Raw genomic sequence first — 25,830 nt, 5'->3', positions numbered from 1 at the left:
AAAAAAAACAATGCAAAAGGTTTTATTTTAACAATAAAAACCCAATAAAAATAAGGAAGCACGAGTCTTCCTTAAAAAAATCATAAGACTTTCAGCAACATCAACGGAAACACCTAGTCATCCACATTTAATGACTTGCGAATGCCTTCAATTCCCAGCCCAAATATTGCGCCATGGCTTCGTGATCTGTGGTAGGCCTGCCATTATCTTGCAGCGGATACTGAGAAGCAATGGCAACTCAGGTTTCGCATAAAATAAACTCTATGGCTAGTTCACCATCACATCAAGGCGTGACACTGGCCGGTTAGACTCGGCATAACTTCGTGCTTTGCTAACAGCAGGGCCTTTCGCCTCTAGTTGATCTTTACCAAAGAGTTGCGCAAGTTGATCATCAGCGTCCTTGGTTAAAACCATCATTTCAATGCGACGGTTCTTACCACTTTTAGGATCTTGTTTATTAACAGGCATACGCGCTGCCATCGCTGCAACTTGCAGGATATTCGCAACCGGAAGACCGGAGTCGACTAACACCTGACGCGCTTTCAATGCCCGAGATCCCGATAAGTCCCAGTTACTGTAATCACGGCGATGAAAAGGGATACTGTCTGTATGCCCACTGATCACCATCCGGTTTTTTATCTGGCCCAGTACTGGGGCAAGGTTATACAACATATCTTCAAAGAAAGGGGTCATTTCAATACCGCCACGCTGAAACATAAAATGATCATCATCATCTTGGATCAAAATGCGCAGACCTTGCGGTACAATTTCCAACACAATATTATTAGACGCCGACAGTGCTTCCGCCATTTCATTTAACCCCTTAGCTAACATCGTCAGCTGCGCGGTTGAAAGCTGTTTACCTGCCAACATCGAATTTAATTTAGGCCCTCGCCCCGCACTCGCCTTGTCATCTCCTTGAGGAGTTTGCTGCGCAACAGACGTATCACTCCTTCTTTTACTATTGGTACTACTATTGATAGGGTTTTCAAATGGAGAAGCATTACCATCAAAGTCAATGGGGTATGGACTGTTGGTGATTTCGAAAATGTTATCAAAAACAGAGGCGGTTTGCAGCCGCTGCTCAATTTCAATCCGCTCCTCCTGAGTTGTGATCCCCATCAACCACAGCACCATAAAAAACGCCATCATCGCGATAGCAAAATCGGCAAAAGCAACCTTCCAGGCACCACCATGATGCTCATCATGATGACCTCGCGCCCTTTTCTTAACGATAATAATATGGGGTTCTTTACTCATGATTGACTATTGCCCTGTCATCCAGTTTTCCATCTCGGCAAAAGAGGGTTTAACCTCAGTATGTAAGACTTTACGCCCTGCATCCAAAGCCAGTAACGTCGGCTTACCCTGAGCCTGAGAGACCAAAATGGCCGATACCATATGCATTGCCATCATCTCTTTTTTAACAAGGTTCGCAACGCCGGCAGCAAGAGGCTCGAATACGCCATAACACATTAAAATACCAAAGAAGGTTCCCACCAATGCGGCCGCAACTTTTACTCCGATCAGTGCTAGGTCACCACCGATACTCTGCATGGTTACCACTATACCGAGTACCGCAGCAACAATACCAAAACCCGGCATTGCCTCGCCCACTTTACCTAACGCTTTTGCAGGGCGAATCAAATCCCCTTCTAAGGCATGAAGCTCAAGCTCTAACACCGCTTCCAGATCATGATGGTTCATTTTTCCCATCGCCATCATACGTAAATTATCGGTAATAAAACTGACCAGTACATTAGAGCGGATCGCTTCTGGGTATTTACTAAAGATGCTACTGTTTTGTGGGTTCTCGATATGATCATCAAGCTTTTTAATGCCGTCTTTACGAATAATTTCGAGCAGCTCAAACATCAGCTCTAACACTGATTTATAATAATTTTCGCTATACCCTTTACCAAGCATCATCTTAAGACGAGTCAGGATATTTTTTAAGACATAGGGGGGATTTGAGATCACCATGGCCCCAAAGCCTGCGCCAAGAATAATAATAAATTCAGCGGGTTGCCAAAGGGCTAATAACCGTCCAGATGCATGGGTGTAACCATAGACAATGCTTCCGAATACAATGATGAAACCAATAATAATTTGCATGTGACAACTCCGCTAAACTGACTCTCGCCAATCCGTTAACATACTGTTTAAACTTTTCAGGGCTTTCTTATGGATCTGACTAACACGTGCCTCGGTTAACTCAAACACTAAGCCGATCTCTTTTAAGTTCATTTCATGTTCGTAGTAAAAACTCAACATGACTTGTTCTCGCTCCGATAATCGCGCTAAGGCCTGAGCCATAGCTTTTTTCAATGCCACGCGCTCGTAGCTGTTACATTGAAAACTCAAACCAAAGAATTGCTCACCGTCTTCTTGTAAGGCTTCCATACTGGTAAGGCTTTCGGCCTGGGTATCAACCCGACGTTGCTTAACGTCTCCCAACTCTATATCCAATTCGGCGGCAAGTTCTTGATCAGTTGGCATACGCCCAAGCTGACGAGCTAAAACCCGCTCGGCATCTCGTAGTTCATGGCTTTTCTGGCGTGAACGGCGCGAACGCCAATCCATACGGCGTAACTCATCAAGAATCGCACCACGGATCCGTTGCACAGCCAGACGCTCTAATGACGCATCATCTTCATCAGAATAACGACGAATAATATCGAGCAGTGCCATTAGGCCGATTTGCTCCATATCTTCTAACGACATCACCGTTGTGACTTGCGCGGTAAGATGGCGAACCACACGCTTAACTAAGCTTGCATGTTTGCTCACTAACCGCTGTTCACGCGCCTTCTGGCCAAGTTGATGGCTTTTTTGATAAGCATGAAGCCCTTGTGCGTCATAAGACATTGCTGCACTGTGCACATCCGTCTCCTTTACTGAATCACCATTTTGGTGATCAGTACTTGATCGATACCATTACTGCTCGCCATATCATTCATGACTCTGCGTAGCTTATCGCGCAATGCGATTTGCAGCGGCTCCATCACGCCGAGTTGCGTCAGGTCGTTGTAATGCTGTTTACTCAATAATGTGATCACTGCATTACGAATAACTGGCAGGAAATCTTGTAGCTTATCGAGCTCATCTTGGTCGTAGCTCATTACCGACATTTCCATCATTAAATAATGAAGACGATCATCACCCGGAACACTCACCACAAATTTTTTCAGTTCGAGAAATACCGGTTTTTTAACCAGTGCAGCAATTGGCACTTGTGGCTCAACCTCTACTGCCATTGCCATGCTCTTTGCTTGTTGCTGGAAATACCACCAGCCGCCAGCACCAGCTAAAGCAACAACCAATACGATCGCAGCAATAATCAGTGGGATCTTTTTACTTTTATTTTCTTGTTTAGCTTCATCAGCCATAGCAAAACCTTTAAATGTATTTAAATCATGGATTCATAACGGCCAACAGATGTCGCCATTGCTGACCTCTGATCTGTTTTTTCACTGGCCGTTATAAACTGGTTAGTCATGATTTCTGGCTCATCTCTTTGACCTGATTGCTGTTGCGACTGTTGGTACATACCACTTGAAACCGAAACATCGGTTAACTGCATCTGGCTACCGTCAAAATCAAACCGCAGGCGATCGGCATTAGTCGCCAATGCTTCGCGTAACTGCGGGTGTGCCGCAGTAAAATGCACCGAGACTTTGTCACCATCCATGCGCAGGCTAACATCTAAACGCCCCAGTTCAGGCGGGTCTAAGCGTATATGAGCATGTTGAATTTGATCACTTTTGCTCAGCTGTAGTCGAGAACGAAGCTGCTCAACAAGATCGCGCCCCCATTCAGGTTTGGTAATATCTACACTCGCCTGCAACTGCTGGCTGACACTTGAAGAAGCAGCAACCAATTGTGACGGGCTCTGGCCGTTAAGTACCTGGCCGGTATTACTATTGATATTACTCGCCACATTCATCGCGAGTGGCGAGGTGGATGAGGTAGGCAGCAGCGCGTTGGCTAACTTATCCATCAGTGCCGTCTCATTCATCGTCATTGGGTTATCTGCAGACAATAACGACCCATCTCGCGACATCACGGCATTTTTCGCCAACGCAAAAGAACCGTCCCCCGCTTTTACCTGAGCAAAAGAATCCGAGTTCTGAGTCAGAAATTGCTGTGCGCTTTCCAGCAGAGCCGCTTTATCTGCTCCTGTTGGCAACGCTTGGCCAGGTAATGGGTTCATCGTCGATAACGGTTGAGCAAGTGTCGCTGTTGAAGCTGCCAACACTTGCTGGGCCAACGCTAACGCTTCAGTTTTAGCGGCTTCCGCTTGACCATTCGCTAACTGGCCATTCGCTAACAAAGCCGCTTGTGGCTGTGCAGCGGGATCGGCGACTTGCGCCAATAACTGCTCAATCTGCAGTGCCAGCTCTTCTGCTGTCGGTAGCGCATTATCATCAGCTTTCGTAGGTTCTTCCGATTGCTCTGGCTGTTGTTTTATCTTTTGCTCGAACTGAGCAAAACTCATCGAGTCGCCATCCAGCTCGTTAGGCTTAACATCAGACGTTGCTGTCGATGACGACGCTTTATTTGAGCTGACGCTTTTTTCTGCAACATGGCTTGTTTTTACATTGCTTGTCGCGCTTTGTTGCGCAGCGATAGTGGCTGAAATATTCATGTCATTCATTCATTAACTGTTTTGCAAGTACGCAAGTACGCCTTCTTTATTGCATTCTTGCTGCTGGATCTGCTGCTGGGTGTACGCTTTTTCGCGCTCACCTGCTGCAATCATGGTGCTATAAAACGCATTCAACCGCTGCAGTTGCTGTTTATCGGCTACTGTCAGTGGCTGTTGTTTAATTTTGGGAATCGCGTGCTGCAACTTGCTGTCTAGCACTCCAAGGGTTTGCCAATCTTGCTTGGCCAAAGCCTTTTCAAAACTAGCTATAATGCCCTGAAGTTGCTGCTCAAGACTCATTACCGACCTGCACTCGGTTTGGCTTAAGAACCACCCAGCCTTCAAGAATGTCGGTAATTAAGCGGGTCACTTCATCAATGCCTTCGAGCTCATCATTGATATTGGCTTCAAACAGGCGCCTGCCGCAGTAGTCATATAAACGAAACAATTCGACGGTAACATCGCCGCCTTTTTCTTCGTCTAAGACCGAGCTAAGGCCATTTAAAATGTCGAGACATTTTGAAATCATCATGCCTTTATCAGCAATCTGGCCGCGTTCCATAAAACCACGGGCACGGCTTAAATTGTCCAGCAGGCCTTCTAACAACATCTGAATCAGACGATGCGGGCTAGCAGCCGCGGCTTGGGCATGGTTTTGCGAATGTTGGTAGGCGCCTAGGCCTTCACTGTTCATCATTTATTATGCTTCACTCTTTGCTACATCAGCATGCTGACCAGCATGTTCTGTGTCTGGTTCATTTGGGCTATCTGGGTGTCCATTCGCGCATAATAGGCACGTAACGACAGGGTTTTGGCTTCCATACGTGAATCTAACTTTTCACGGTCTTCTGCTATCTGTTTATTGTTAATTTCTAGCTGATCAATACGGCGATCGTAGGTACCGCCATTTTTGTGGTAGTCATCCAGCACCAGCATCATTTGATCCATCATGCCGATCTGACTATTACTCTCATCACCTAAAAAGAGCTTTGAAACGGCATCGAAATCATCTTCCAGTGCTTTATCCAGCTTCTTCTGATCAATTTTAAGCGTACCACCCTCGCGGTTGGTGGTAATACCTAACCGAGACAGGGTGTTATAGTTTGATGAACCGTATTCAGCACCAATCACGCCACGCAAACGGCTGACCATACTGCGGGTCGCCGAATTTCCCGACAGCGCTGCGGCCTTATCTTCACTCGACTTGGTGTAGGTATTAACGGTTTCAATAATTTTGTTGTAGTCTTCAACAAACGACTTGATAGTGCTGTTGACTGATGCCTCATCACGCTCGACTTTAACGTTGACCGTCTCACCAGTTTTATTGGCGGCTTTTAAATTGAGGGTGATGCCATCGATCACGTTTTCCATTTTGTTGGTGGCCGACGTCAGTTCCATGGTACCGAACATGACTGTGGCATCTAACGGGTCTTGCAGATGTACCGCTGGATCATAACTTGTAAACTTCGGTGGATTTGCCGGATCTGCTGGAACCGGATCTGGATAACTCGAATCACTCGCCTTCAAACTGCTCGTTATGCTATAACCATTATCCTTTCCGGTTTCTTTAGCATTTAATACCATGCTAACGTCGGTACCACTGCGCACCAAAGTGGCTTTTACCCCGTCATTCTTAGGGTCGTTATTAATCGCTAACTGCAGCTCTTCAATGGTCACACCCTGCGTGTTCAAACGGGTGATTTTATCGTCATACGTTTTTTGCTGTTCGGTGTAACTTGCAAGACGATCCGGATCAAAATCAGAGTTGGCTGAATTTTCCAAGATATCTTTAGCTATGTCGCGATCGGCCTGCTTCGTCAGATCCAAATTCAAATTCTTGTCATCAGAAATCTTCTGATAAACCTGATCCACGTGCGCCGCCTTCTTATCGGTCTGCTCGGTAGTTAATTTTTCTTGTAAACCACCTGCGCCGTCAATCTTAACGCTGACCGCACCAAAACTGATGGTGCCCGTTGAGAACATACTGTCTTCAGGTGCCTTGAATAGCTGATCACGCTGAGCTTGCGCTAGGTGCTTGACTTCAAAGCTGTATTCGCCCGGCACCGCATTGCTGTCTACCGACGCTGATAACACATCATCGTTGCTTAACGACGCCTTTAATTTTTGGAGCTCGCGGTTGGAGTTCAGATCTTCAACTTTGTCGCGAAAGCTGTTGAGGGTGAACTGAATCTCTTGCAGCGCATTCTTCTCGGCATGGTTCATGCCCTCTTGGCGTGCAAGCTGATTATCTTTCGGAGCACGTTCGGCACCCACGATCGCGGCAATCATACTTTCGTAGTCAATACCTGAACCTATCCCTGTCATTAACATGATTTACTCTCCGCCAACTTGAATCTCCGCCAAGGAGAATATTTGCCTATTTCAGCTTTAATCGCCTATAGTGCATGCTGCGCGATATAGTGCACAAGCCATTACGCTAACGACAACAAGCAAAAAACATACCACATTTAAATTGTTGGTTTTAAAGGGTGTGGTCGGTTTTATAAAGGCCAGATAAAAAGAAAGCGGAAGTAATACTTCCGCTCTGGTAGGTGTGATAAACCGTGGCTTACCACAGGCTGACTACGAAAATTAACGTAGTAGCTGAGAAACCATGCTTGGCATCTGGTTTGCTTGTGAAAGCACTGTAATACCCGCTTGCATCATGGTGTTTTGCTTAGTCATGTTGGCAGATTCTGCCGCGATGTCTGCATCCATGATACGGCCTTTAGCAACAGACATGTTCTCTGCGATGTTGCCAAGGTTATTGATAGTAGAACTGAAACGGTTTTGGGTAGAACCCAGCTCAGCACGGATAGAACCCACGTTATCGATCATATCATCGATAGCATCCATCGCTAGACCTGAATCAGCAGCCGTTAAGACATTACCTAACTTTGACGTATCCAATGAGTCGCTGTCGATTTTCACTTGAATTACGTTAGCATCAGATGAAAAAGCAGAACTTGAGACACCCGCAGCGTCCATTGCTGTTTTCATTGCAGTCAAGTCATTAGCCCCAACACCTGATGCATCAGCAGTGAAACCAGTACCGTCGAGCTTAATATCAGCAGCAGCAGCAGTAGCTAGGTCAACTAACTTTTGCTGATCTGCTGTAAATGAACCAGTGCCAGCTACAACGTCTTGATCTTTAGCAAATGAACCGGCACCTAAGACTTCGTTTAGACTATCTGCCTGAGCTTGCGTTAATTTCACAGGAGTACCTGCAGTACCAGAACCAACTACTCCCGCAGCTGTGTTAAAGGCAGCTAACTTTGTATCATCAATACCACCAAGCGCAGCTTTAACTTCAGCAGAAACTATCTTTGAATTAGCCTCAGTCATCACTGCTGGATCATTCACTTTCACATCAACTTCTGCGCCGACTTGGAAATCAACACCAGCGCCCAGCTTGTCAAATAACTTCTCGCCTTTACCGAAGGTAGTGGTGTCTTTGATACGATCCAATTCTTTAGTCATCGCACTGAATTCTTTATCCAATGCTTTACGGTCAGATTCTGAGTTAGTACCGTTCTTAGACTGCACAGACAGATCACGCATATGCTGCAGAATGTTAGTGTACTCTTGCAGAGAACCTTCAGCAGTTTGCGCCATAGAGATGCCATCGTTGGCGTTACGCTGTGCTACTTTCAGGCCGCTAACCTGAGAATCCATACGGTTAGCAATCTGCAGGCCCGCAGCATCATCTTTTGCGCTGTTAATACGTAAACCAGTAGATAGACGCTCTAGTGAACCGTTTAGTGAACCCTGAGTAGTTTGCAGGTTACGCTGAGCATTCATTGATGCAAAGTTAGTGTTGATGGACATCGCCATGATAAGTCTTCCTTTAATTCGGTATAAAAATGTTATTTTTAATTAAACAAGCAACATCTCTATCGGGGCGATGAAGATACTGCTTCTCTGTCGTTACCTTACTAATGCGACCCACTTTTTTAATTGCTTAAACACTTTTTTCACTTTCTTGATAATAAACCTAAGTAAGAGTGACATTACTGCCAAAGTTCAAGGCAGAGCACTTATTGGCGAGTGGCAAAAAGCAAAAAGCGAACCAGAGGCTCGCTTTTTTATGTCACGACTGATGTCGTAGTAAGAACGTTAAATTCATGTCAGATCAATGACGGCTAGGGCTCTAGCAATGCCACCACATTATGGCGCGAGGCATTGGCCTGGGCGAGCAAAGTCGGTACCGCGTTATCAAGCAGCTGCAAAGAAACATTGTTCGGCGCTGCTAACCAACTGGCTTCAATGACCCCTTCGTCGTTTATTACCCCAGACTTCATCATATTGGTTGCCACCAATTGTTCTAAATCTTGGCTCACCTGCTGCTGTACCTTAGTAATATGTGCCAATGATTGCTGCACTTTTTGCATCATGCGTTCAATATCGGCCAGCGCCTTGCGAGTTGACTGTGGTTTGCCAAATTCTAAGTCTTGCGGTTCGATCGCGGTTTTATCACGCTGTTCAAGCTTGGCTTTTATGGGGTTGCCTGCTGGTAAAATTTGCCCGCCACCAGACATCCAGATGCCTTTTTTGATTTCTGGCCACTGCGACTTGGGGACATTGAAGGCCAAATCACCGTATTTATCAACTTCTACCTGAATACTGCGCGGAGCAAATGCTTTATTAAGCTTCTCGGCAATCTCATGATTGCTTTCATCATTATCAATGCGGCTACGAACTGAACTTGGCACACCAGAGTCAAACTGAAAGCGTAAAACTTCATCTTGTTGGCGCAAGGTATTTAAGCGCATGCCTTTAAATGAAAATTCTTCTCTGTGCTGTTCGCCACTCAAGCGTGGAGTAAGATCGTGATGCAGTACTGGCTCGCCTTCATATTTGGCTTCACGTGTCAGCTTAGTCAGTTTATTCTTCAACTGATGAAGCGACTGCTGCAGCTGATCTTTTTTACCTTCTTGCGTATTCAGCGAACGGCGCGCTAACTGGCGTAACTGGCCCAGCATATCATTGGCATTTTGCAGGGCTTTTTGCGCACTTTGTGCTTGCGCAGCTTGTTGGTGCGCCTGGCTGGTTTGCACCAATAAACTGCGCTTCTTACCGCTTGTCGCCGAGTGCTGTTGTTCTTGTTTGGCTTTTTTTTCTACAACTTTCGCAACAGCAGCAACGGGCTGTTGCTTCGCAATGCGATCGGTTTGGGTACTATCACTACTGCGCAGCGTACTATGACTGGAGGTTATTTGATTAACCAAGGTGGCCTCATCTTCTGTTGGCTGAGCCTGTTCTAGCTCATTCGGGTGACCCCAGTTACATCAATTTAAACAGGGATAAATTCTGGATTTTGCTATAGGTCATCTGTGTGGCTTGCAACGCGGCCATTTGAGAGTTCATCTCTAAAATAGCTTCACTGTAATCCAAATCTTTTACATCACCGATCAACTTACTGTTCACCAATTTGTTATCTTCGTGAGAACCTTGCACCATGGTCAAGGCATTACGCTGACCACCGACGTCTGTCCAGGCTCGGTTGATTGAATTTAATGTGCTATCAATATCACTTTGAGCCGCTGTTACGCTAGCCGTTAAGCTGGCACCTTCAATTGCCGGATTACGCAGATCAGCGATGGTTTTGTCAAGGGTGTTGAATATATCACTTCCACCGTTAAAGAAAATATCTTCTGCGGTCTGGTTAGCCGGAATACTCATCGATTCGGCCACTTTTACCATCCGTTGATCACCATTGCCATTGTAAACATACTTACCGGTTGCCGGATCTTTAGTGATTGGCTGGGTATCTGTCTTGGTGCCTGCAAAAATGTAATCACCATTGGGGTTTTTACTGTTTGCAGTATCGGCTAACTGATCAAGCAACGATTCTAATTCAGTCGCGATGGCTTCACGTCCTTCCACTGTACTGTTACTGGCATTCAGTACACTGGTGACCAACTCTTGTACGCGCAATACCGCGTTATTTGACGCATCAAGATGTGATTCAGTCTTACCCAGTTGCGCTTCAAGGTTGGTAATGTTCTTCTGGAACTGACCGATATTGGCCTGTTCGCGATCTAGCATCATTAACTGTACCGAACCCAGCGGATCATCAGATGGTTTAAGCATCTTTTCACCCGAGTTCAGCTGCATAAATGATTTGTTCACCCCGGTTGTCGAACTTTGCATGCTGGTTAGCATAACGGTATTAAGCTGAGCTGTACTTAAACGCATCTCTCTTTCCTTTTACTTTAATACCGATTAACGAAACATCGATAGGGTGACATCAAACAACTGTTGCGCAGTTGAAATTACTTTCGCATTGGCCTGATACATCTGGGTATAAGTCATGATACTCGCGGCTTCTTCATCGAGGTTTACCCCGCTGATGCTGTCGCGTTCCCCCTGAGCTTGCCCCACCAATGATTTAGAGGCTTCAGTATCAGCTTCAATCTGTGCGGTTTTGATCGCCCAGTCACCGGTTAAACCGGTGTAACCGTTATTGAGAGATTTACCCTCTAATTTCGCGATAGCTATCTGGTAGGTTTCAGCATCTTTAATACTGAGTTTGGTCTGATCAATCGATACTGGTGTATTTTTTAGTTCAATCAGCTGTTGCAGATTTTCACTGTTGCCGGGTTCATCAGCCTTTGCAGCAAAAGCCAGTTGATTAGGATCATCAACCAATAGCGTTAAATTCTTAGCAGCACCGTCAATGCTATCAACCCCACCAAATACCGCCTTACCCGGATCACCATTAAGATCAAAGCCCGCTTGATGTGCTTCATTAAACTGAGTGGCAAAACTGTATGCCATCACATCTAATTCACGTTGCAGCTCGTTAAGCTCACCATCACGATAGTCAATCAAACCACCAATGGTGCCACCGATATTACCATCGAGCGCTAAAGTGCCATTACCACGTTGCAATGCTAATGAACCGTCATTGTCTTTTTTCAGCACACTGGCACTGCTACCGCTAACTAACGGTTGCCCTTTGTCTAAGGAGAGGCTAATTGTGCCGTCGTCATTGTAAGTCGTATTCACATCTACCAGTGCCGATAGCTGGCGAACAGATTCGTCTCTTGCATCGAGCAAGTCAGTCATACTTTTACCACTGACACCGGCATCACGAATACTTTCGTTCATGCTGGCAATGCCCGCCATTAAGGTATTGGCTTCAGAAACTGTAGCGTCTAACTGCCCGCTTACTTGCTTGGTTTGGCCATCAAGCTGCGAGCTCAGGTTGTTGAAACGCTGCACCATCGATTCGCTTTGGCTAACAATGGTCTGACGAAATGCGATATCTTGCGGGGCGGCTGACGCTTCACTTAATGCCGCGTAAAAACGATCGAGACCGGTATTAAGATTGGTGCTGGCATTATTGAGTAGGCTCTCGGTTTTCTGCATATATTGAGAGCTGATTTTATTGAATCCCCATGAGCCGTTCTGTTTATAGATCTGCTGATTAAGATAATTATCGGCCATACGCTCGACACTGCTGACACCGACACCAGCCCCCTGAGAGCCCGCACTCACCTGGGCGCCAAAGCCGACACGCTGGCGGCTGAAACCGGGCGTCATCGCGTTAGCAATGTTATGTGATGTGACTGAAAGCCCCGCATTGGCGGCATTCAAGCCTGATAAACCGATATTAATTAAGCTCATAATTCTTCGTCATCAAAATGGTTATTAAGTTGCAGAGATAAGGGCGTGCTATCTCGCCACCAATGTGGCTGCGATGCTTTACTGTAAGGACGATCGGTTTCATTGAATACCGGACTCACCGCCGCTGACGGTAAATGGGCCCCTGAAGGCATCGCCTCGCCCTGTAAATTAACAGCGACCAGTTGTTGCTGTGGCTTAAATGCTTCATGTTGACCCAGTTGCTTAATCAACATGTCTGCAATGCCCAAGCTCTGCTGCTGACTCATTTCAACCGCAATCTGGCTGTCGTGCATCGAACGATAGAACTTTTGCTGACGGCTATTAAATAAGCCGTCTTCTTCATCTTGCATCGCATCAGATGCCTGACGCATGTGCTTCAATACTGTTTGTAAAAACACCGCTTCAAACTGCCCTGCGGCCTGTTCTAACGCTTCTTGCTTATTGGAATTGGCTTTGATGTTCTGAATACTGGTTAGGTCGTTATACAGCGTGGGGTTATTTTCACTATCAACAATTTTCATTACAACACCACCAACTCACCATCTAGTGCACCCGCTTCATCTAATGCGATTAAAATAGCCATTAGATCGTTGGGGGTAGCGCCAAGGCTGTTAACTGCATCGACAATCGTTTGCAGCGAGGTACCTTCATCGCTGTCAGGCCAGATAAATACTTTGCCACGTTCTTGATCGATCGACACATCCGATTCAGGTGTTATCGCTGTATTGCCACGGCCAAACGCATTCGGTTGGCTAACATTGGAGCTTTCCATCACGCTCACCGTCAGGTTACCGTGACTTACTGCAGCGGTATGTACTTTGACATTTTTCCCCACCACAATGGTGCCGGTTCGGGCATTAAACACCACCCGCGCAGGGCGAGGGCCAGTTTCAATGTCTAAATTTTCAAGCATCGCCAAAAATGTCACCCGCTGACTCGGATCATGCGGGGCACGAACATTAATACGTGCATGGCTTTGTGCCAAAGCAACATCGGGACCAAAGAGTTCGTTGATCCCCTTTTCGATATTTCGCGCCGTGTTAAATCCAGGTTTCTTCAAGTTAAGAACAACCGTTGAAGCGCTTAAAAACGAAGATGAAATTTCACGTTCAATAATACCGCCATTGGGAATTAAGCCCGCGGTGGGAACATTAATGGTGATACCGCTACCACTACTGCCTTGCGCGACTACCCCACCAACAACTAAGTTACCTTGTGCAATGGCATAGATCTGACCATCGGCCCCTTTTAACGGAGTAAGCAACAAAGTACCGCCACGCAAGCTTTTTGCGTCACCAATCGATAACACGGTGATATCCAGTGACTGACCTTTACTAGCAAGGGCTGGAAGAGTGGCATTAACCGCCACTGCTGCGACGTTCTTTAATTTTGGATCGACATTCGATGGTAACTGAACACCAAACTGGCTCAGCATGTTTTTAACCGACTGTGAGGTAAATTTGGTCTGACTTTTGTCCCCGGTGCCACTTAAGCCCACCACTAAGCCATAACCGACGAGTTGGTTCTCACGAATTCCCTGAATATCAACCACACTGAACAATGGTTGCGCTTGAAGCGATAACGGGCACAGAATAAGGAGTAAACCAATAAGGTGTTTTTTTATAACCATTAAATTGGGAACCAAGAGCTATTAAAGAATCGAGATAACCAGCCAGCTTCATTCGCATCCGCGAGTGCACCTCGGCCAGAATAGGTAATTCGGGCATCACCCAAACGTTGGGAAGACACGCGGTTCGTACCGTCGATATCATCGACACGTACGAGACCTGACAAGCGAATATATTCATCGCCCTGATTGAGCTTCAGCCATTTTTCACCACGGATCCGCAGTACGCCATTAGGCAACACGTCTACCACCATCACGGTAATACTGCCCGACAGTGAGTTTTGCTGTGAGCTTGATGATGTGCCTTTAAAGTCACGCTCAGCATCTATGGAAAATTGCCCTTTCGGTTGTAATTTTCCAGCAATCATTGGCGCGGCAATCCCGAGATTACTGTCTTTACCATAACTGGTATCTGCTTTCTTACTGGAGCGAGTCTGCTCAGAGAGATCAACCGTTAAGATATCTCCGATACGAAAGGCTCGGCGATCCTGAAACAGTGCCATGCTATAGTTGGCACTGAATAAACTGCCATCAGGATCAATAATATATTCGGGAAGCTCCATGGCAGGCACATTCTCTTTCGGCTGCACCTCAACAAAGCTTGACACCGGCGCACAACCCGTCAGAAATAACATACCGAGTAAAAAAATAACGCGTAACATGCCGCTATACTCACATTGATTGACTGACAAATTTCAGCATTTGATCGGCACTTGAGACCACTTTGGCATTCATTTCATACGCACGTTGAGTCGTGATCATATTAACCATTTCTTCAACAACGTTAACGTTTGAACCTTCAAGGCTAAACTGACTAATTTGACCTAATCCATCTTCACCACCCACACCTTCAATCGGTGCGCCCGATGCGCCAGTTTCTTTAAACAAGTTACCGCCCAGCGACTGTAAGCCCGCAGGGTTGGCAAAGTTCGCTAAAGTAACCTGACCGATTTCTTGCGGTTGCGGATCATCAGCGGTTGAGATGGTGACCATGCCATCGGTTCCAACACTGAAGTTAGTCGCATTTTCCGGGATTTCGATGTTTGGCATTAACGGTAAACCCGCAGCCGTCACCATCATGCCTTCTGAGTTGCGGTGGAACTGACCATTACGGGTATAACCAGTATTACCATCGGCCAGCTCAATTTGGAAAAAGCCAGAACCCAGCACCGCTAAATCGGTTGGTTGTTCGGTATTTTGGTAAGCCCCCGTTTTCATCAGCTTTTGAGTACCAACGGTGCGTACGCCGTTACCTAACTGAAGACCGCCTGGGTTTTCATTTTGCTGGTCGGTCATTGCACCTGGCTGTTTCTTCATTTGATAAAACAGATCTTCAAATACAGCGCGATCTTGTTTAAAGCCAACTGTATTGACGTTTGCCAGGTTATTTGAAATAACCTGCATTTGGGTATCTTGTGCCGCCAGACCAGTTTTACTGACCCAAAGAGCTGCGTGCATGTGTATTACTCCTGAAAAATACTATTTTCTCTACGAACTGTTTTATTAACGGAGATGGATTAGCTACCGCGAACAATTCGGTTACCCGCGCTTGCTAAGTCTTCCGCGGTTTTCATCATTTTGATTTGAAATTCAAAATTTCGAGACAAAGACATGTTATTAATCATCGATTCAACCGCATTGACGTTACTGGTTTCAATGTAACCAGAAGCGACGGTTACGTTCTCATCCGCTTCAGCCTGACCCCCTTGCCCAGCGACACGGAATAAACCATCTTCGCTTTTATGCAAATTCGCTAAATCTGGCTTCACCAGCTTTAATTGGCCCACTTCCTGAACCAAGCTACTACCTGACGGTACGATAGAAATCGTGCCATCAGCACCGACATCTAACTGTTGATATTCAGGGATCACGATAGGGCCACCCGTACCCAAAACAGGGCGGTCGCCCAACAGCAATGTGCCTTCAGCGTCTAAGTGGAAGTTACCTGTGCGGGTATACGCTTCGTCATTGTCTCCGGCTTCAACCGCAAAAAAACCGTCACCACGAATCGCCATATCAAATGGATTATCAGTATGCTGTAAGGCACCCTGTGAAAAGTCGGTACCACCCGCTCGCGCTGCGACCAAGGTTCGGGTCTCAAAACCATTACCTTTTACTGCCACACTTTCAGCCTGTTCAATATCGGCACGAAAACCTGCAGTGTTGACGTTAGCGAGGTTATTAGCATGCACTTGCTGCGCCATCATTACGCGGCTCGCGCCCGACATGGCAGTAAATAACATCTTATCCATTTGCTAGGCTCCGATTACAGGTTCTGGAACAGAATTTGAGTCATTTCCTGAGCCACTTTGATGGTTTTGGCATTCGCTTGATAGTTACTTTGTGCCGACATCAAATTGACCATTTCACTACTCAAATCAACGTTCGAGTTTTCATACATACCAGTACGAACATTACCGAGCTGACCGGTACCTGCTGCACCCACCAGTGCTGCACCTGAAGAGAAACTTTGGGTCCAACGGGTGTTACCCGCTTGCTGCAAACCTTCCTGGTTCGGGAATCGAGCCAGCGAAACCTGGCCTTGTACTTTGGTCTGGCCGTTAGAATAACGGGCAAATACGCGACCATCGCCTTCAAAGTACCAACCCGCAACCTGACCGGGTGCGTGGCCATCTTGGCTGTTTTTGGTAATGGCAAATTCCTTACCAAACTGGGTAGTTTCTGCTGCATCAAATTTAATTGTCTGATCAGCTGAACCATTCTTTGGCGTGAATGCTAAATCAAAACTACTATTTGTCGTTAATTTGCCCTTATCATCAAAGGCCAATGTTGTTTTCTGAGCACTTGCTTTATCACCGTCAACAACATAGTTAACATCCCACGCGTTATCAGCGGTTTTAACGTAATACTGCGTCACTTCATGCTCGGCACCTAACGAGTCATACACCGTCGTGGTTGCACTTGAGGTAAATGTCGAAGGGTCTTCCGGATCAAATGGCGTTTTGGGATCAATGACAGGGGAATTCGCATCTAAATTCACCTCCATATTCACTTTTGTTGAACTTCGCGCCGGCATATCTCCCGTCTCAACCGTGAGGTCAGTAATAGTACCCGTTTGAATTTGACCAGAGCCAGACACGCCATAACCTTGCAGATGGCTGCCGTCACTTGCGACTAAATTGCCATCTTTATCAAGGTTAAATACGCCATTACGGGTAAACATATTTTGGCCATTATTTTCAACCATGAAGAAACCTTCACCGTTAATTGCCAAATCACCGTTACGGCCTGTTGGAGTGGTGGTGCCGTTTTTGAAGCTCTGACGAATAGCGGCAACTTCGACACCGTTCATCTCACCGCCACCAAACTCAGGCGCATAGATATCCTGGAACTCAGTACGTGACGATTTATAACCAGCCGTACCAACATTCGCAATATTGTGGCTGATAGAGTTCATTTGTTCAGAGGTCGCTATCAGACCACTCATACCGATATTCATAGACATAACAGTTGTTACCTTTTTGAATTATTTTTAATTTTCTAATGGTTTTGAGCTGTAATTAATGCTTTTAAGCTGTAATTTCACGCATATCGAACATAGACATCTTGCCAAGGCCTTTTAAGCTCAGCATGATCGTGCCACCATCAGCAGGGATGTTGACCGATTCAACGTCGGCAGCAATCATCATTTTCTGGGTCCAGGCGTCATCACCTTTTTCAGCAACTACTTCAAAGGTATAAGTCCCCTTTCCTAGCTTGTCGCCATCAATTTTAAATTCAGCCATGCCAGTAGCCTGTGGCCCTAATTTAATTTCATCAACCACTTTCCCTTCTTCGTTATAAACCATAACTTTGGCGGTATCTGCTGGTTGATCAAACTGCACACGACCATCAATGATTTGACCTTCTGAAACATCCACACCTTGATTTGCTTCCATTAATACTTTCTTGCCCACTAAATTGGTGGCTTGAAGCATTTCAAGGTTAGTAATGCCGATGTTCATGTTCATCATGCCCGTTTTGACGCCTTCCAAACTTTCCACCGCCGACATCATGCCAAGCTGGGTGAGGTACTGCGTACCATCCGCAGGCTCAAGGGGGTTCTGGTTTTGGATCTGTGCCACCATCATGGTAAGAAACTCATTACTTGATGGGTTCATGCCATTACCAGCCACTTGCTGGCTGTTTCGTTCAGTCGAACCATGGCTGTATTGGTTAACGGTATTAACGTGGGGCAAACTCATTTATGGCTCCTAACTTTGGCCTAGACGTAAAATACTTTGCTGCATGCTGCGCGCTCGGCTCATCACATTAACGTTGGTTTCAAAGTTACGTGAGGCGGCCATCATGTCAGCCATTTCTTCAACTACATTCACCGTAGAATGAAACACATAACCCTCGTTATTTGCTTTCGGGTGATTGGGTTCATAACGGCGACGCAACGGCTCTGTACTTTCAATCACATCATCAACCTGTACTTTCGCACCGGGTACCTGGCTATCCATATCAGTCATCACGGTCGAAAAAACAGGACGCTTAGCGTGATAGCCCGTTTTATCTGAGCCAGAAACAACATCGGCATTGGCTAAGTTACTTGCCACGGTGTTCAGGCGAATGGTTTGAGCCGACATCGCAGAACCTGCAATGTCGTATATAGTGGAAAATGACATCGTAATTACTGTCCCTTAATGGCCTGCTTTAAGCCGCTAATCTTCATATTCAAAAAGCTCATGCTGGTTTCAAATGCCATGGCATTTGAGGCAAATTTTGCTTGTTCAGTTCCCAGTTCGACCGTATTACCATCTTGGCTTGGCTGTTGTGGATTGCGGTACAGCAATTCAGTCTTTGGTGATTGTGAGCGGAAGCGAGCTTGATGTTTTGCTCTTGCTTCACCCGCGATTTGGCTCATCGCATCTTCAAAACTGATATCACGAGCCTTATAATTCGGGGTATCAACATTGGCGAGGTTACTTGCCAGTACTTTTGCGCGTTGTGTTCGAAACGCCAATGTATTAGGGTGTACCCCTAACGCTTGCTCAAAATTTATTGCCATACTACAAACCGCATGATGGTGAAATCCAACCAGTAACAAGCAACAATCATGCCAATGGCTTACTTGTTTAATATTAGCAACTTAACGGTGCAAAAAACGTGCGGCCAACAATAAAGCGGAAGTGTCACTTCCGATCGGAAATGGTACTAATTGCAAGCTTAATCATGGGTGGCGGTTTCCTCTCGTCTACAGTGCAAGCTGCCACCAACCACATAGAGCAAGTCAGCGAAGCAACCGCCAAGACCGAACGCGCGGTTAAGCGTTATCTGAAAAAAAATGTTCGTCGTTATGCCGCAACATTAGGTAGCCAAGATTACAAAATAACCTTGCAGCCGCTATCCGACATTCCTGCTTGTAATACTCCGGTTAGCCAATCCTTGAGCGATCCACTACAACCTGCAGGGCGATTAACCATCACATTGGAATGCCAGAAACCGACTTATTGGAAAGCCCGGGCAAAAGCCGAGGTGGCGATTTATCGGCAGTTAGTTGTCGCGAGAATGACCTTAAATCGTCACCAAGAGATCACCCCAAAAATGCTCAGTATGAAGCGGAGTAATGTGGCGTATTTACGCCACGGGTATTTCACCTCAAAACAAGCGCTGACCGGATTAACGAGCCGACGAAAGATTGTTGCAGGTAAAATCATTAGCCCAAGAATGGTCGAGCTGCCGGAACTCGTGCAACGTAATGATGGAGTGCTTATTGAGGCTAAATTTGGCAAAATGAATGCAACAATGAAAGGGGTAGCTTTGGAGTCAGGCGTGAAGGGTGATTCGATTCGAGTACGTAATCTGTCTTCCCAAAAAGAAATTTATGCCATCATTGTAGGGCCTCAAAAAGTCCGAACCAATTTTTGATGCTAGTATTATTCCTCTTCGAGCAATGAAAAATAATTTAAGAGTTTCTATCTCTGGTCGCTCTTATCTCTATAACCGCAACTACTGTTTTATGTGAACCCTATGATTGGAAAAATATCGCATTCACAGCCGATGGTTTTACCACCGGAAGTGACGAACAAAACAGCAAAGCCTAGCACTTCAAATGTCGCGCAGGTTGAGCTAAGCAGTGAGTTAAAATCGCTACAGTCGGCAAAAGAATCAATGGATAAAACCAGTGATATCGATATGAATAAAGTTGCAGAAATGAAAGCAATGCTAAATGCAGGGAAGGTATCAATTAACCTTGATGATCTGGCTGGCAGCATGCTCGATTTTTACCAAGACAACGAATAATAGCGACACAATACATACGTTAATAAAGGTAACAATGCATGGCGACTCAAGCTGAACTGGTTAAAGCACTCATCACTGAGCTGGCACAGGATGTGAAAAGCTATCAACAGCTGGCTCAACAACTTAAGCATCAACAGCTGCTATTACAAAATCGTGACAGTAAGGCCTTGCTTACGCATAACGTCGAACTTCAGCTGTTAATGCAGCAATTAAATAACCATGCACAACACCGTGGTGAGCACCTTATCGCATTAGGTATGACAGCCGATGACGCAGGAATGAAGTGTTTACTCGCCGCTTTACCTCCCCAGTATAGCCAGCAAGCTCGCCAATTATGGCAACAATTGTATGACGTTACGCTGCAATGCCAAGAGCAGAATAATGCTAATGGCCGTTTATTGGCACAACAAAAACAAATGATGGATAAACTGCTAAAACCACAACAACAATACAGCTATAGTCCAAACATTTAATGTTCATATACGAATCATGTGCATTGCCTGTACCGCTCAAGAACGGCGGTGAAAGAAGCGGATTATCGATAATTCATCGAGCACTTTTTGCTCTTGCTTATCACGCTGATTTTGAATTTTCGTTAACCGCTTATCAATGATCTTATTGCCCATTTGGACTTGGCTATGCTGCTTGACCAGCCGCTCATTCATACTGCGTAATTCAACCTGCGATAACGCAAGTTCTTGACGTTGAAGGTTAGTCAGGTTATCAAGTTGATGCCGGAAACGACCTATGCCTTTCAATAATAAAGCCGAAGCCTGACTACCACTGGCGACAGAATACTGCCCCGATAAATCTTCCAGTAACGATAACCTTTGTTGATGAGCATTCATTTGCTGATTGATCTGTCCCTGTTGCTGTTGCAATTTATTAAATTGTCGCTGTTGTTGATCACGCCAACTTTGAACAATTTTGACTCTCTTCATCATCGGTTATTACCCTCCGGCCAGCTGCATTAATTGCTGCTGACTATCTGCAAGAAGTATCCGTTCATTCATTCCCTGCTGCAGGAAACCACAGATTTCAGGGTAGTAATGCACTGCCATATCGAGGTTTTGATCTTGCCCTTGCTGGTATCCGCCCAGCGAGATTAAATCTTGTACTTGGCGATAACGGGCATACAACTGCTTTACTTGTTGCGCTTTTTGTAATTGCTCAGGAGTAACCACTTGCGGCATTGCTCGGCTGATTGATTGTTCAATATCAATTGCTGGGTAATGACCTTGTTCGGCTAATTCACGATTCAAAACGATATGACCATCCAAAATGGCTCGGGCGGCATCAGCTATTGGGTCTTGCTGATCATCGCCTTCTGATAGCACGGTATAAAACGCGGTAATAGAGCCTTTTTCCGTAGCACCATTACCCGCACGCTCAACAAGCTGAGGCAGCATGCTAAACACCGAAGGCGGATACCCTTTGGTTGCCGGTGGCTCACCAACAGCCAAGGCTATCTCACGTTGAGCTTGGGCATAACGGGTTAACGAATCCATTAGCAACAATACATCGTGGCCTTGGTCGCGAAAAAACTCGGCAATACGGTGACAGAGCATTGCAGCACGTAAACGCATTAATGGTGGATCATCGGCAGGCGATGCTATCACTACTGCATTCTTCATCCCTTCAGGGCCCAATGAATGCTCAATAAACTCACGTACTTCTCGACCACGTTCACCGATTAACCCAACCACGGTAATTTCTGCTGTGGTGTTGCGGGTCATCATGCCTAACAGCACACTCTTACCGACACCACTGCCGGCAAACAACCCCATGCGCTGGCCTTTACCAACGCTGAGCATGCCATTAATGACACGGACGCCAACATCCAACTGAGTTGAAATAGGTAAGCGCTGCAATGGGTTAATCGTTTCACCTTGCAGGTTTATCCGCTGATCGGCAGCAATGGGACCACGACTATCTAATGGCTCACCTAGGCCATTTAAGACTCGGCCAAGCATGCTATAACCAACGTTAATTTTGCTGTCACCGTGTAATGGAAACACTCGACTACCAGGCCGTAACCCAGTGGTATGGCGGATCGGCATCAATACCGATGCATTACGATCAAAACCAACCACTTCAGCTTCCACTAAGGTGCCATGATCGGTTTCAATCATACAACGTTGACCAGTACATAAACGGCAACCAACCGCTTCCAATGTTAACCCTGCCATGCGTGTTAATCGTCCGTAGGTTCGGGCGATAGGCACATCAGGCACATGCTCAACAGCTAAAGATAGGCGAGCATTTAACTCTTGGAATAAATCACGCATTAGTTAGCAAGTTATCTTTAACTGAATCCATACACGCCTCTAGACGCTCTTCACTATCAGAAAAGGCCTCAGAGTCTTTCGTCACCACACGGCAGCTACCGATGGCGAGACTATCATCTGGCGTTAAGTTCCAAGTTGCAATTTGCTCAGGTACTAAGTCAACCAACCGTTGGCAATCTTGGGGGTTAAGATGAATCACAAGATCTGGTTTTTGCTCTGGCATTTGCGCGAGGGTTTCTTCAATTAAATGCACCATCTGACTAGGTTTTAAGGTCAGTTCAGCACGAATAACCTGACGAGCAACCTTCTGCACCAAATCACAAATCATTTCGCTTTGCAGACGAACATGTTGATGAAAGACCTGCTGAACCTGCTGCATTAGGTCATCTACTGAACTCACTGTTCCACCCATAGTCTGCCTGACTTGCTCGACACCTTCACGGACACCTTGCTGGCGTCCCTGCTCAATACCTTGTTGCTGACCCGCTTGCTGTCCCTGCGCTAATCCTTCTTGATAGCCCTTCTCATGACCTTTTTCTTGGCCTTCTTGAAAGCCATTATGAAATTCATCTTGATATGATCCACCACCTTCATCACCAAACAGATCTTCTTCCGGCTCAACTAATGGTGGAAAATGATACGAGCGATATTGGCCCGATTGCGGATGAATAATATTCATTGCTGATTTCTTCATAACTACTCCACAACAGGTTCGCTAAATAGTTGTAATTCAACCTCACCAGCTTCAGCCAGCTGGCGCAATGCAATAATAAGCTGCTCTCTCGCATCTTCCACCGCACTAAGACGCACGCGGCCTTTGCCTTCCATTGCTTCACGTAAGTATTGTGCGGCACGTTTTGGCATGGTGGCGAAGATTTTATCTTGCAGTGCTTGCTCGCAACCTTTCAATGCCGTTGCCAATAGTTCTTGATCGACCTCTTCAACCAAGCGCTCAAGGGTTTCTTCCGTTTGGCGAACCAATATACTGAAGTTGTACATTTGCGACTCAAGTTTCGTAACCAACTCAGGATCAAGTACTTTTAGCCCTGTCATTACTTTCTGGCTTTGCTCACCTTTCAGGCGATTGATGATTTCACTCGCTTTCTGTGAACCATCAACAATCGTACTATTTTGCTGCCCAACCTGCGCTAAGAATTTCTCTAATAAAACATGGACTTCATCAATCATATTAGGGTGAATTTCTTTCAGGTTCGCTAAGCGATATAGCAAGTCATCGAGGTTTTCTGGCGGCAATCTGTCCAGCAGATTAGTGGCAACGTCAGGATCTAAATAAGCAAGAAAAACCGCTTGCATCTGTGGGTGTTCACCGGAGATCAATTCCGCTAATTTTGCAGGCTCTAACCACTGCAAACGTTGCAAGTTATGCTTCAGTGAATCGCCATAGATCGAATCCAGCAATGGCTGAGACAATGACTGACCTAGCGCCTTGTTTAACGTTCGCTCAAGGTAGGTACGTGAAGCACCTGAAATACCAGATTCACTTTGAAAGTCAGTAAAAAAACGCTGAAAAACTTGTTCAGCCTGATCTTTTTTCACCGCAGGAATACTCGCCATAACAATCGATAGTTGGCGCACTTGCTCGCGATCAAGTTGTTTTAAGACATTAGCAGCCGCATTTTCACCCATGCTCAACAGTAGGATCGCAGCTTGTTCAATGTTCAGGTTATTCTCAGTTGTCATCATCTTTGGGCGTAATCCATTGTTTAACGACGTGAGCAACACGCTCTGGTTCTTTTTCAGATAACATCTGAAGGTAAGATGATTGCACTTCTAGTCCCGTTTCAGGGCTTGGCAATTCTAGATAATTTTCACTCGTTACAACCGAGCTTAAGCTTGTAATTTCTGTTTTTTCGGTCGCGGGTACAGCTTCAATTTCTGGGCTAGTATCATTGTTTAATGCTGTATTTTCACTGCCTGATTCACCCGTGATGGCGGCTAACTTATCATTGGGGGCTGTTAATGCTGTCGACTTGTTACTGCCAGACAACTGACGAATCGCTGGACGTACAAGCACTAACAAAATCACCAATGCTACAACGGCAGATAATATATAGCGTAAGTAATCTAACCAGATTAGCTGCATCCACCATACTGGCTCATCAGCCAATAGGTTGGCTTCTGCTTTGGTGAATGGATAAACCAAGACACTGAACTGATCGCCACGAACTTCATTGATCCCAATCGCATCGGCTAACAATTGCTTGATGTTTGCCAGTTGCTCTGGGGGAAAGGTATCTGGCTGACCATTCAATAAGATAGAGACGCTTAAACTCTTCACCTGTCCTTGTTGGTATAGGGTATGTTTAAGTACGCGATCTAAGGCGTAATCACGGGATGATTCACTGCGTTCATTACCGGCATTTGGATCTTCCTCTTCCCCATCTTCCGGTGGACGGTTACTTAATGCCCCAGGCACACCTTGGGCCGCTTTACCGATACGACGATCTACCGTGTTAAATTCATTGCGAACCGAACCATCAGGCGCATAGCTTTCTTCTGTTGCTTCAGTGCGGTCATAATTAATATCGGCAGCCACTTCCACTTGGAAGTTATCAATACCCACCATTGGTCGCAGCATGCGCGCCGCACGTTTGATATAGCTTTGTTCGAGCTTTTGGACGTATTCCAAATAACTGCTGCTGTTACGGCTATGTTTACCTTCGCTGTTAATCACCGATGACAATAATCGGCCTTGCTGGTCAATAACATTCACGCGTTCAGCATTAAGTTCCGGCACACTGCCCGCCACTAAATTAACAATGGCGGTCACTTGCTCGGTCGTCAGTTCACGCCCAGAACTTAACGATAAAACAACCGATGCCGATGGCTGCTCTTTCTCTCGGCGCACAAACAAGGTTTTTTTAGGAATAGCCAAGTGCACACGCACATTGGTAATGGCATCTAACGCCATAATGCTCAATGCTAGTTCGCCTTCTAAACCATGGCGATAACGGGCATTTTCAATAAACTGGCTAGTCCCTAAACTGGAATCTTGCGATAAAATGTCAAGTCCAGCTGGTAATTGAGCTTCAATACCCGCAGCGGCCAGCGCTAAACGCGCTTTACCTACACTATCGCGATCAACCATCACGTTGCCTTCCTGAGGCTCGATGTAGTAATCCATTCCTTGTTGCTCAAGAACTGAAATCACTTGGCTACGGTCAAATTTTTCTTGTTCGCCATACAATGGACGGTACTGGCTACTACCTTGCCACAAACCAATCACTACGGCGGTTGTCACTAACGCAGCAATAAGGCCTAATAACACAATAAGACGAGTGCCCGTAAGCAGTCGTCCCATCGCAGAAGGGCTCGCCATATCTGACAGCCGTTGTTTCATTAATTCAGTCACTTAAACGTTCCCG

General features: G+C 45.9%; 29 protein-coding genes. 3 read left to right on the top strand and 26 right to left on the bottom strand.

Annotated elements, in window-relative coordinates:
- Window positions 1-267: 267 nt before the first annotated feature.
- From C9J47_RS24300 to flgB, 21 genes are all read right to left on the bottom strand, one after another.
- On the bottom strand, window positions 268-1,260 hold the full coding sequence (locus C9J47_RS24300) for a flagellar motor protein MotB (RefSeq protein WP_107256246.1): 993 nt from the start codon (window positions 1,258-1,260) through the stop codon (window positions 268-270).
- A gap of 6 nt (window positions 1,261-1,266) precedes the next feature.
- The gene (motA, locus tag C9J47_RS24295; RefSeq protein WP_107256244.1) at window positions 1,267-2,115 is read right to left on the bottom strand and encodes a flagellar motor stator protein MotA; all 849 of its coding nucleotides are present in this window, start codon (window positions 2,113-2,115) and stop codon (window positions 1,267-1,269) included.
- A 12-nt stretch (window positions 2,116-2,127) separates the two neighbouring features.
- Window positions 2,128-2,883: a FliA/WhiG family RNA polymerase sigma factor gene (locus C9J47_RS24290; protein ID WP_107256242.1), complete on the bottom strand. Its 756-nt coding sequence runs from the start codon at window positions 2,881-2,883 to the stop codon at window positions 2,128-2,130.
- Window positions 2,884-2,894: 11 nt separating this feature from the next.
- Window positions 2,895-3,389 (bottom strand): flagellar basal body-associated FliL family protein, encoded by a 495-nt coding sequence (locus C9J47_RS24285; RefSeq protein ID WP_107256240.1) that lies wholly within the window; start codon window positions 3,387-3,389, stop codon window positions 2,895-2,897.
- Between the two features lie 20 nt (window positions 3,390-3,409).
- Complete coding sequence (locus tag C9J47_RS24280; protein WP_170107573.1) at window positions 3,410-4,648, bottom strand: flagellar hook-length control protein FliK; 1,239 nt, start codon at window positions 4,646-4,648, stop codon at window positions 3,410-3,412.
- A gap of 12 nt (window positions 4,649-4,660) precedes the next feature.
- Entirely contained in the window at window positions 4,661-4,948 is a 288-nt protein-coding gene (locus C9J47_RS24275; protein WP_245903615.1) for a hypothetical protein, read from the bottom strand.
- Window positions 4,938-5,345, bottom strand: coding sequence for a flagellar export chaperone FliS (gene fliS, locus C9J47_RS24270; protein WP_107256236.1), 408 nt, complete (start codon window positions 5,343-5,345; stop codon window positions 4,938-4,940). The genes C9J47_RS24275 and fliS overlap by 11 nt, the downstream gene beginning before the upstream one ends.
- 20 nt (window positions 5,346-5,365) lie before the next feature.
- The gene (gene fliD / locus C9J47_RS24265) at window positions 5,366-6,979 is read right to left on the bottom strand and encodes a flagellar filament capping protein FliD (RefSeq protein WP_245903612.1); all 1,614 of its coding nucleotides are present in this window, start codon (window positions 6,977-6,979) and stop codon (window positions 5,366-5,368) included.
- Window positions 6,980-7,240: 261 nt separating this feature from the next.
- Entirely contained in the window at window positions 7,241-8,482 is a 1,242-nt protein-coding gene (locus tag C9J47_RS27495) for a flagellin N-terminal helical domain-containing protein (RefSeq protein WP_107256234.1), read from the bottom strand.
- A gap of 308 nt (window positions 8,483-8,790) precedes the next feature.
- Window positions 8,791-9,876 carry a hypothetical protein gene (locus C9J47_RS24255; protein ID WP_107256232.1) on the bottom strand — a complete coding sequence of 362 codons (1,086 nt, stop codon included), beginning with the start codon at window positions 9,874-9,876 and terminating at the stop codon, window positions 8,791-8,793.
- Window positions 9,877-9,931: 55 nt separating this feature from the next.
- Window positions 9,932-10,846: a flagellar hook-associated protein FlgL gene (gene flgL, locus C9J47_RS24250; protein WP_107256230.1), complete on the bottom strand. Its 915-nt coding sequence runs from the start codon at window positions 10,844-10,846 to the stop codon at window positions 9,932-9,934.
- Between the two features lie 27 nt (window positions 10,847-10,873).
- Window positions 10,874-12,280, bottom strand: a complete 1,407-nt coding sequence (gene flgK, locus C9J47_RS24245) for a flagellar hook-associated protein FlgK (protein WP_107256228.1) — start codon at window positions 12,278-12,280, stop codon at window positions 10,874-10,876.
- Window positions 12,277-12,801 carry a rod-binding protein gene (locus C9J47_RS24240; RefSeq protein ID WP_107256226.1) on the bottom strand — a complete coding sequence of 175 codons (525 nt, stop codon included), beginning with the start codon at window positions 12,799-12,801 and terminating at the stop codon, window positions 12,277-12,279. The genes flgK and C9J47_RS24240 overlap by 4 nt, the downstream gene beginning before the upstream one ends.
- Complete coding sequence (locus C9J47_RS24235) at window positions 12,801-13,910, bottom strand: flagellar basal body P-ring protein FlgI (RefSeq protein WP_170107572.1); 1,110 nt, start codon at window positions 13,908-13,910, stop codon at window positions 12,801-12,803. The genes C9J47_RS24240 and C9J47_RS24235 overlap by 1 nt, the downstream gene beginning before the upstream one ends.
- Entirely contained in the window at window positions 13,910-14,569 is a 660-nt protein-coding gene (flgH, locus tag C9J47_RS24230) for a flagellar basal body L-ring protein FlgH (protein WP_107256222.1), read from the bottom strand. The genes C9J47_RS24235 and flgH overlap by 1 nt, the downstream gene beginning before the upstream one ends.
- A 10-nt stretch (window positions 14,570-14,579) precedes the next feature.
- Window positions 14,580-15,365: a flagellar basal-body rod protein FlgG gene (gene flgG, locus C9J47_RS24225; protein WP_107256220.1), complete on the bottom strand. Its 786-nt coding sequence runs from the start codon at window positions 15,363-15,365 to the stop codon at window positions 14,580-14,582.
- Between the two features lie 59 nt (window positions 15,366-15,424).
- On the bottom strand, window positions 15,425-16,159 hold the full coding sequence (flgF, locus tag C9J47_RS24220; protein ID WP_107256217.1) for a flagellar basal-body rod protein FlgF: 735 nt from the start codon (window positions 16,157-16,159) through the stop codon (window positions 15,425-15,427).
- 14 nt (window positions 16,160-16,173) lie between these two features.
- Window positions 16,174-17,373, bottom strand: coding sequence for a flagellar hook protein FlgE (gene flgE / locus C9J47_RS24215; RefSeq protein WP_107256215.1), 1,200 nt, complete (start codon window positions 17,371-17,373; stop codon window positions 16,174-16,176).
- 64 nt (window positions 17,374-17,437) lie between these two features.
- Complete coding sequence (locus C9J47_RS24210; RefSeq protein ID WP_107256213.1) at window positions 17,438-18,112, bottom strand: flagellar hook assembly protein FlgD; 675 nt, start codon at window positions 18,110-18,112, stop codon at window positions 17,438-17,440.
- 9 nt (window positions 18,113-18,121) lie between these two features.
- Window positions 18,122-18,538: a flagellar basal body rod protein FlgC gene (flgC, locus tag C9J47_RS24205; RefSeq protein ID WP_107256211.1), complete on the bottom strand. Its 417-nt coding sequence runs from the start codon at window positions 18,536-18,538 to the stop codon at window positions 18,122-18,124.
- A 5-nt stretch (window positions 18,539-18,543) separates the two neighbouring features.
- A complete protein-coding gene (flgB, locus tag C9J47_RS24200; protein ID WP_107256209.1) occupies window positions 18,544-18,921 on the bottom strand; it encodes a flagellar basal body rod protein FlgB in 378 nt (125 codons plus the stop codon).
- 140 nt (window positions 18,922-19,061) lie between these two features.
- Here flgB and flgA point away from each other — a divergent pair, with 140 nt between their 5' ends.
- The 3 genes from flgA to flgN all read left to right on the top strand — a co-directional run bounded on the left by flgA (window position 19,062) and on the right by flgN (window position 20,629).
- Entirely contained in the window at window positions 19,062-19,781 is a 720-nt protein-coding gene (gene flgA, locus C9J47_RS24195; protein WP_245903610.1) for a flagellar basal body P-ring formation chaperone FlgA, read from the top strand.
- 102 nt (window positions 19,782-19,883) lie between these two features.
- The gene (gene flgM, locus C9J47_RS24190; protein WP_245903608.1) at window positions 19,884-20,156 is read left to right on the top strand and encodes a flagellar biosynthesis anti-sigma factor FlgM; all 273 of its coding nucleotides are present in this window, start codon (window positions 19,884-19,886) and stop codon (window positions 20,154-20,156) included.
- Between the two features lie 38 nt (window positions 20,157-20,194).
- Window positions 20,195-20,629: a flagellar export chaperone FlgN gene (gene flgN, locus C9J47_RS24185; protein WP_107256203.1), complete on the top strand. Its 435-nt coding sequence runs from the start codon at window positions 20,195-20,197 to the stop codon at window positions 20,627-20,629.
- Between the two features lie 36 nt (window positions 20,630-20,665).
- Here the strand turns inward: flgN and C9J47_RS24180 are convergent, their stop codons facing one another.
- From C9J47_RS24180 to fliF, 5 genes are read right to left on the bottom strand one after another with little or no spacing between them, the layout of a single operon-like run.
- Window positions 20,666-21,100, bottom strand: a complete 435-nt coding sequence (locus tag C9J47_RS24180) for a flagellar FliJ family protein (RefSeq protein ID WP_107256201.1) — start codon at window positions 21,098-21,100, stop codon at window positions 20,666-20,668.
- Between the two features lie 6 nt (window positions 21,101-21,106).
- A complete protein-coding gene (gene fliI, locus C9J47_RS24175) occupies window positions 21,107-22,444 on the bottom strand; it encodes a flagellar protein export ATPase FliI (RefSeq protein WP_107256199.1) in 1,338 nt (445 codons plus the stop codon).
- A complete protein-coding gene (gene fliH / locus C9J47_RS24170) occupies window positions 22,437-23,138 on the bottom strand; it encodes a flagellar assembly protein FliH (protein ID WP_245903606.1) in 702 nt (233 codons plus the stop codon). Before fliH ends, fliI begins: the two co-directional genes overlap by 8 nt.
- Before the next feature lie 2 nt (window positions 23,139-23,140).
- Complete coding sequence (gene fliG / locus C9J47_RS24165) at window positions 23,141-24,148, bottom strand: flagellar motor switch protein FliG (protein WP_107256196.1); 1,008 nt, start codon at window positions 24,146-24,148, stop codon at window positions 23,141-23,143.
- On the bottom strand, window positions 24,135-25,817 hold the full coding sequence (fliF, locus tag C9J47_RS24160) for a flagellar basal-body MS-ring/collar protein FliF (RefSeq protein ID WP_107256194.1): 1,683 nt from the start codon (window positions 25,815-25,817) through the stop codon (window positions 24,135-24,137). The genes fliG and fliF overlap by 14 nt, the downstream gene beginning before the upstream one ends.
- Between the last annotated feature and the right edge of the window lie 13 nt (window positions 25,818-25,830).

The organism is Photobacterium indicum (assembly GCF_003026215.1).
Lineage (GTDB): Bacteria > Pseudomonadota > Gammaproteobacteria > Enterobacterales > Vibrionaceae > Photobacterium > Photobacterium indicum.
Note: the sequence above shows the minus strand (reverse complement) of the source record. Positions and strands in the feature narration are given on the sequence as shown.

Excerpts from the sequence above, each read along its gene's own strand:
- flgE (WP_107256215.1), bottom strand. The coding sequence starts at position 17,373 with ATGTCTATGAATATCGGTATGAGTGGTCTGATAGCGACCTCTGAACAA.
- flgB (WP_107256209.1), bottom strand. The coding sequence starts at position 18,921 with ATGGCAATAAATTTTGAGCAAGCGTTAGGGGTACACCCTAATACATTG.
- C9J47_RS24300 (WP_107256246.1), bottom strand. The coding sequence starts at position 1,260 with ATGAGTAAAGAACCCCATATTATTATCGTTAAGAAAAGGGCGCGAGGT.
- fliG (WP_107256196.1), bottom strand. The coding sequence starts at position 24,148 with ATGATGACAACTGAGAATAACCTGAACATTGAACAAGCTGCGATCCTA.
- C9J47_RS24210 (WP_107256213.1), bottom strand. The coding sequence starts at position 18,112 with ATGAGTTTGCCCCACGTTAATACCGTTAACCAATACAGCCATGGTTCG.
- fliI (WP_107256199.1), bottom strand. The coding sequence starts at position 22,444 with ATGCGTGATTTATTCCAAGAGTTAAATGCTCGCCTATCTTTAGCTGTT.
- flgM (WP_245903608.1), top strand. The coding sequence starts at position 19,884 with ATGATTGGAAAAATATCGCATTCACAGCCGATGGTTTTACCACCGGAA.
- fliH (WP_245903606.1), bottom strand. The coding sequence starts at position 23,138 with ATGAAGAAATCAGCAATGAATATTATTCATCCGCAATCGGGCCAATAT.
- flgF (WP_107256217.1), bottom strand. The coding sequence starts at position 16,159 with ATGGATAAGATGTTATTTACTGCCATGTCGGGCGCGAGCCGCGTAATG.
- C9J47_RS24180 (WP_107256201.1), bottom strand. The coding sequence starts at position 21,100 with ATGATGAAGAGAGTCAAAATTGTTCAAAGTTGGCGTGATCAACAACAG.
- flgG (WP_107256220.1), bottom strand. The coding sequence starts at position 15,365 with ATGCACGCAGCTCTTTGGGTCAGTAAAACTGGTCTGGCGGCACAAGAT.
- fliD (WP_245903612.1), bottom strand. The coding sequence starts at position 6,979 with ATGTTAATGACAGGGATAGGTTCAGGTATTGACTACGAAAGTATGATT.
- motA (WP_107256244.1), bottom strand. The coding sequence starts at position 2,115 with ATGCAAATTATTATTGGTTTCATCATTGTATTCGGAAGCATTGTCTAT.
- flgK (WP_107256228.1), bottom strand. The coding sequence starts at position 12,280 with ATGAGCTTAATTAATATCGGTTTATCAGGCTTGAATGCCGCCAATGCG.
- flgH (WP_107256222.1), bottom strand. The coding sequence starts at position 14,569 with ATGTTACGCGTTATTTTTTTACTCGGTATGTTATTTCTGACGGGTTGT.
- flgL (WP_107256230.1), bottom strand. The coding sequence starts at position 10,846 with ATGCGTTTAAGTACAGCTCAGCTTAATACCGTTATGCTAACCAGCATG.
- C9J47_RS24280 (WP_170107573.1), bottom strand. The coding sequence starts at position 4,648 with ATGAATATTTCAGCCACTATCGCTGCGCAACAAAGCGCGACAAGCAAT.
- C9J47_RS24235 (WP_170107572.1), bottom strand. The coding sequence starts at position 13,910 with ATGGTTATAAAAAAACACCTTATTGGTTTACTCCTTATTCTGTGCCCG.
- C9J47_RS24275 (WP_245903615.1), bottom strand. The coding sequence starts at position 4,948 with ATGAGTCTTGAGCAGCAACTTCAGGGCATTATAGCTAGTTTTGAAAAG.
- C9J47_RS24285 (WP_107256240.1), bottom strand. The coding sequence starts at position 3,389 with ATGGCTGATGAAGCTAAACAAGAAAATAAAAGTAAAAAGATCCCACTG.
- fliS (WP_107256236.1), bottom strand. The coding sequence starts at position 5,345 with ATGATGAACAGTGAAGGCCTAGGCGCCTACCAACATTCGCAAAACCAT.
- C9J47_RS24240 (WP_107256226.1), bottom strand. The coding sequence starts at position 12,801 with ATGAAAATTGTTGATAGTGAAAATAACCCCACGCTGTATAACGACCTA.
- C9J47_RS27495 (WP_107256234.1), bottom strand. The coding sequence starts at position 8,482 with ATGGCGATGTCCATCAACACTAACTTTGCATCAATGAATGCTCAGCGT.
- flgC (WP_107256211.1), bottom strand. The coding sequence starts at position 18,538 with ATGTCATTTTCCACTATATACGACATTGCAGGTTCTGCGATGTCGGCT.
- flgA (WP_245903610.1), top strand. The coding sequence starts at position 19,062 with ATGGTACTAATTGCAAGCTTAATCATGGGTGGCGGTTTCCTCTCGTCT.
- flgN (WP_107256203.1), top strand. The coding sequence starts at position 20,195 with ATGGCGACTCAAGCTGAACTGGTTAAAGCACTCATCACTGAGCTGGCA.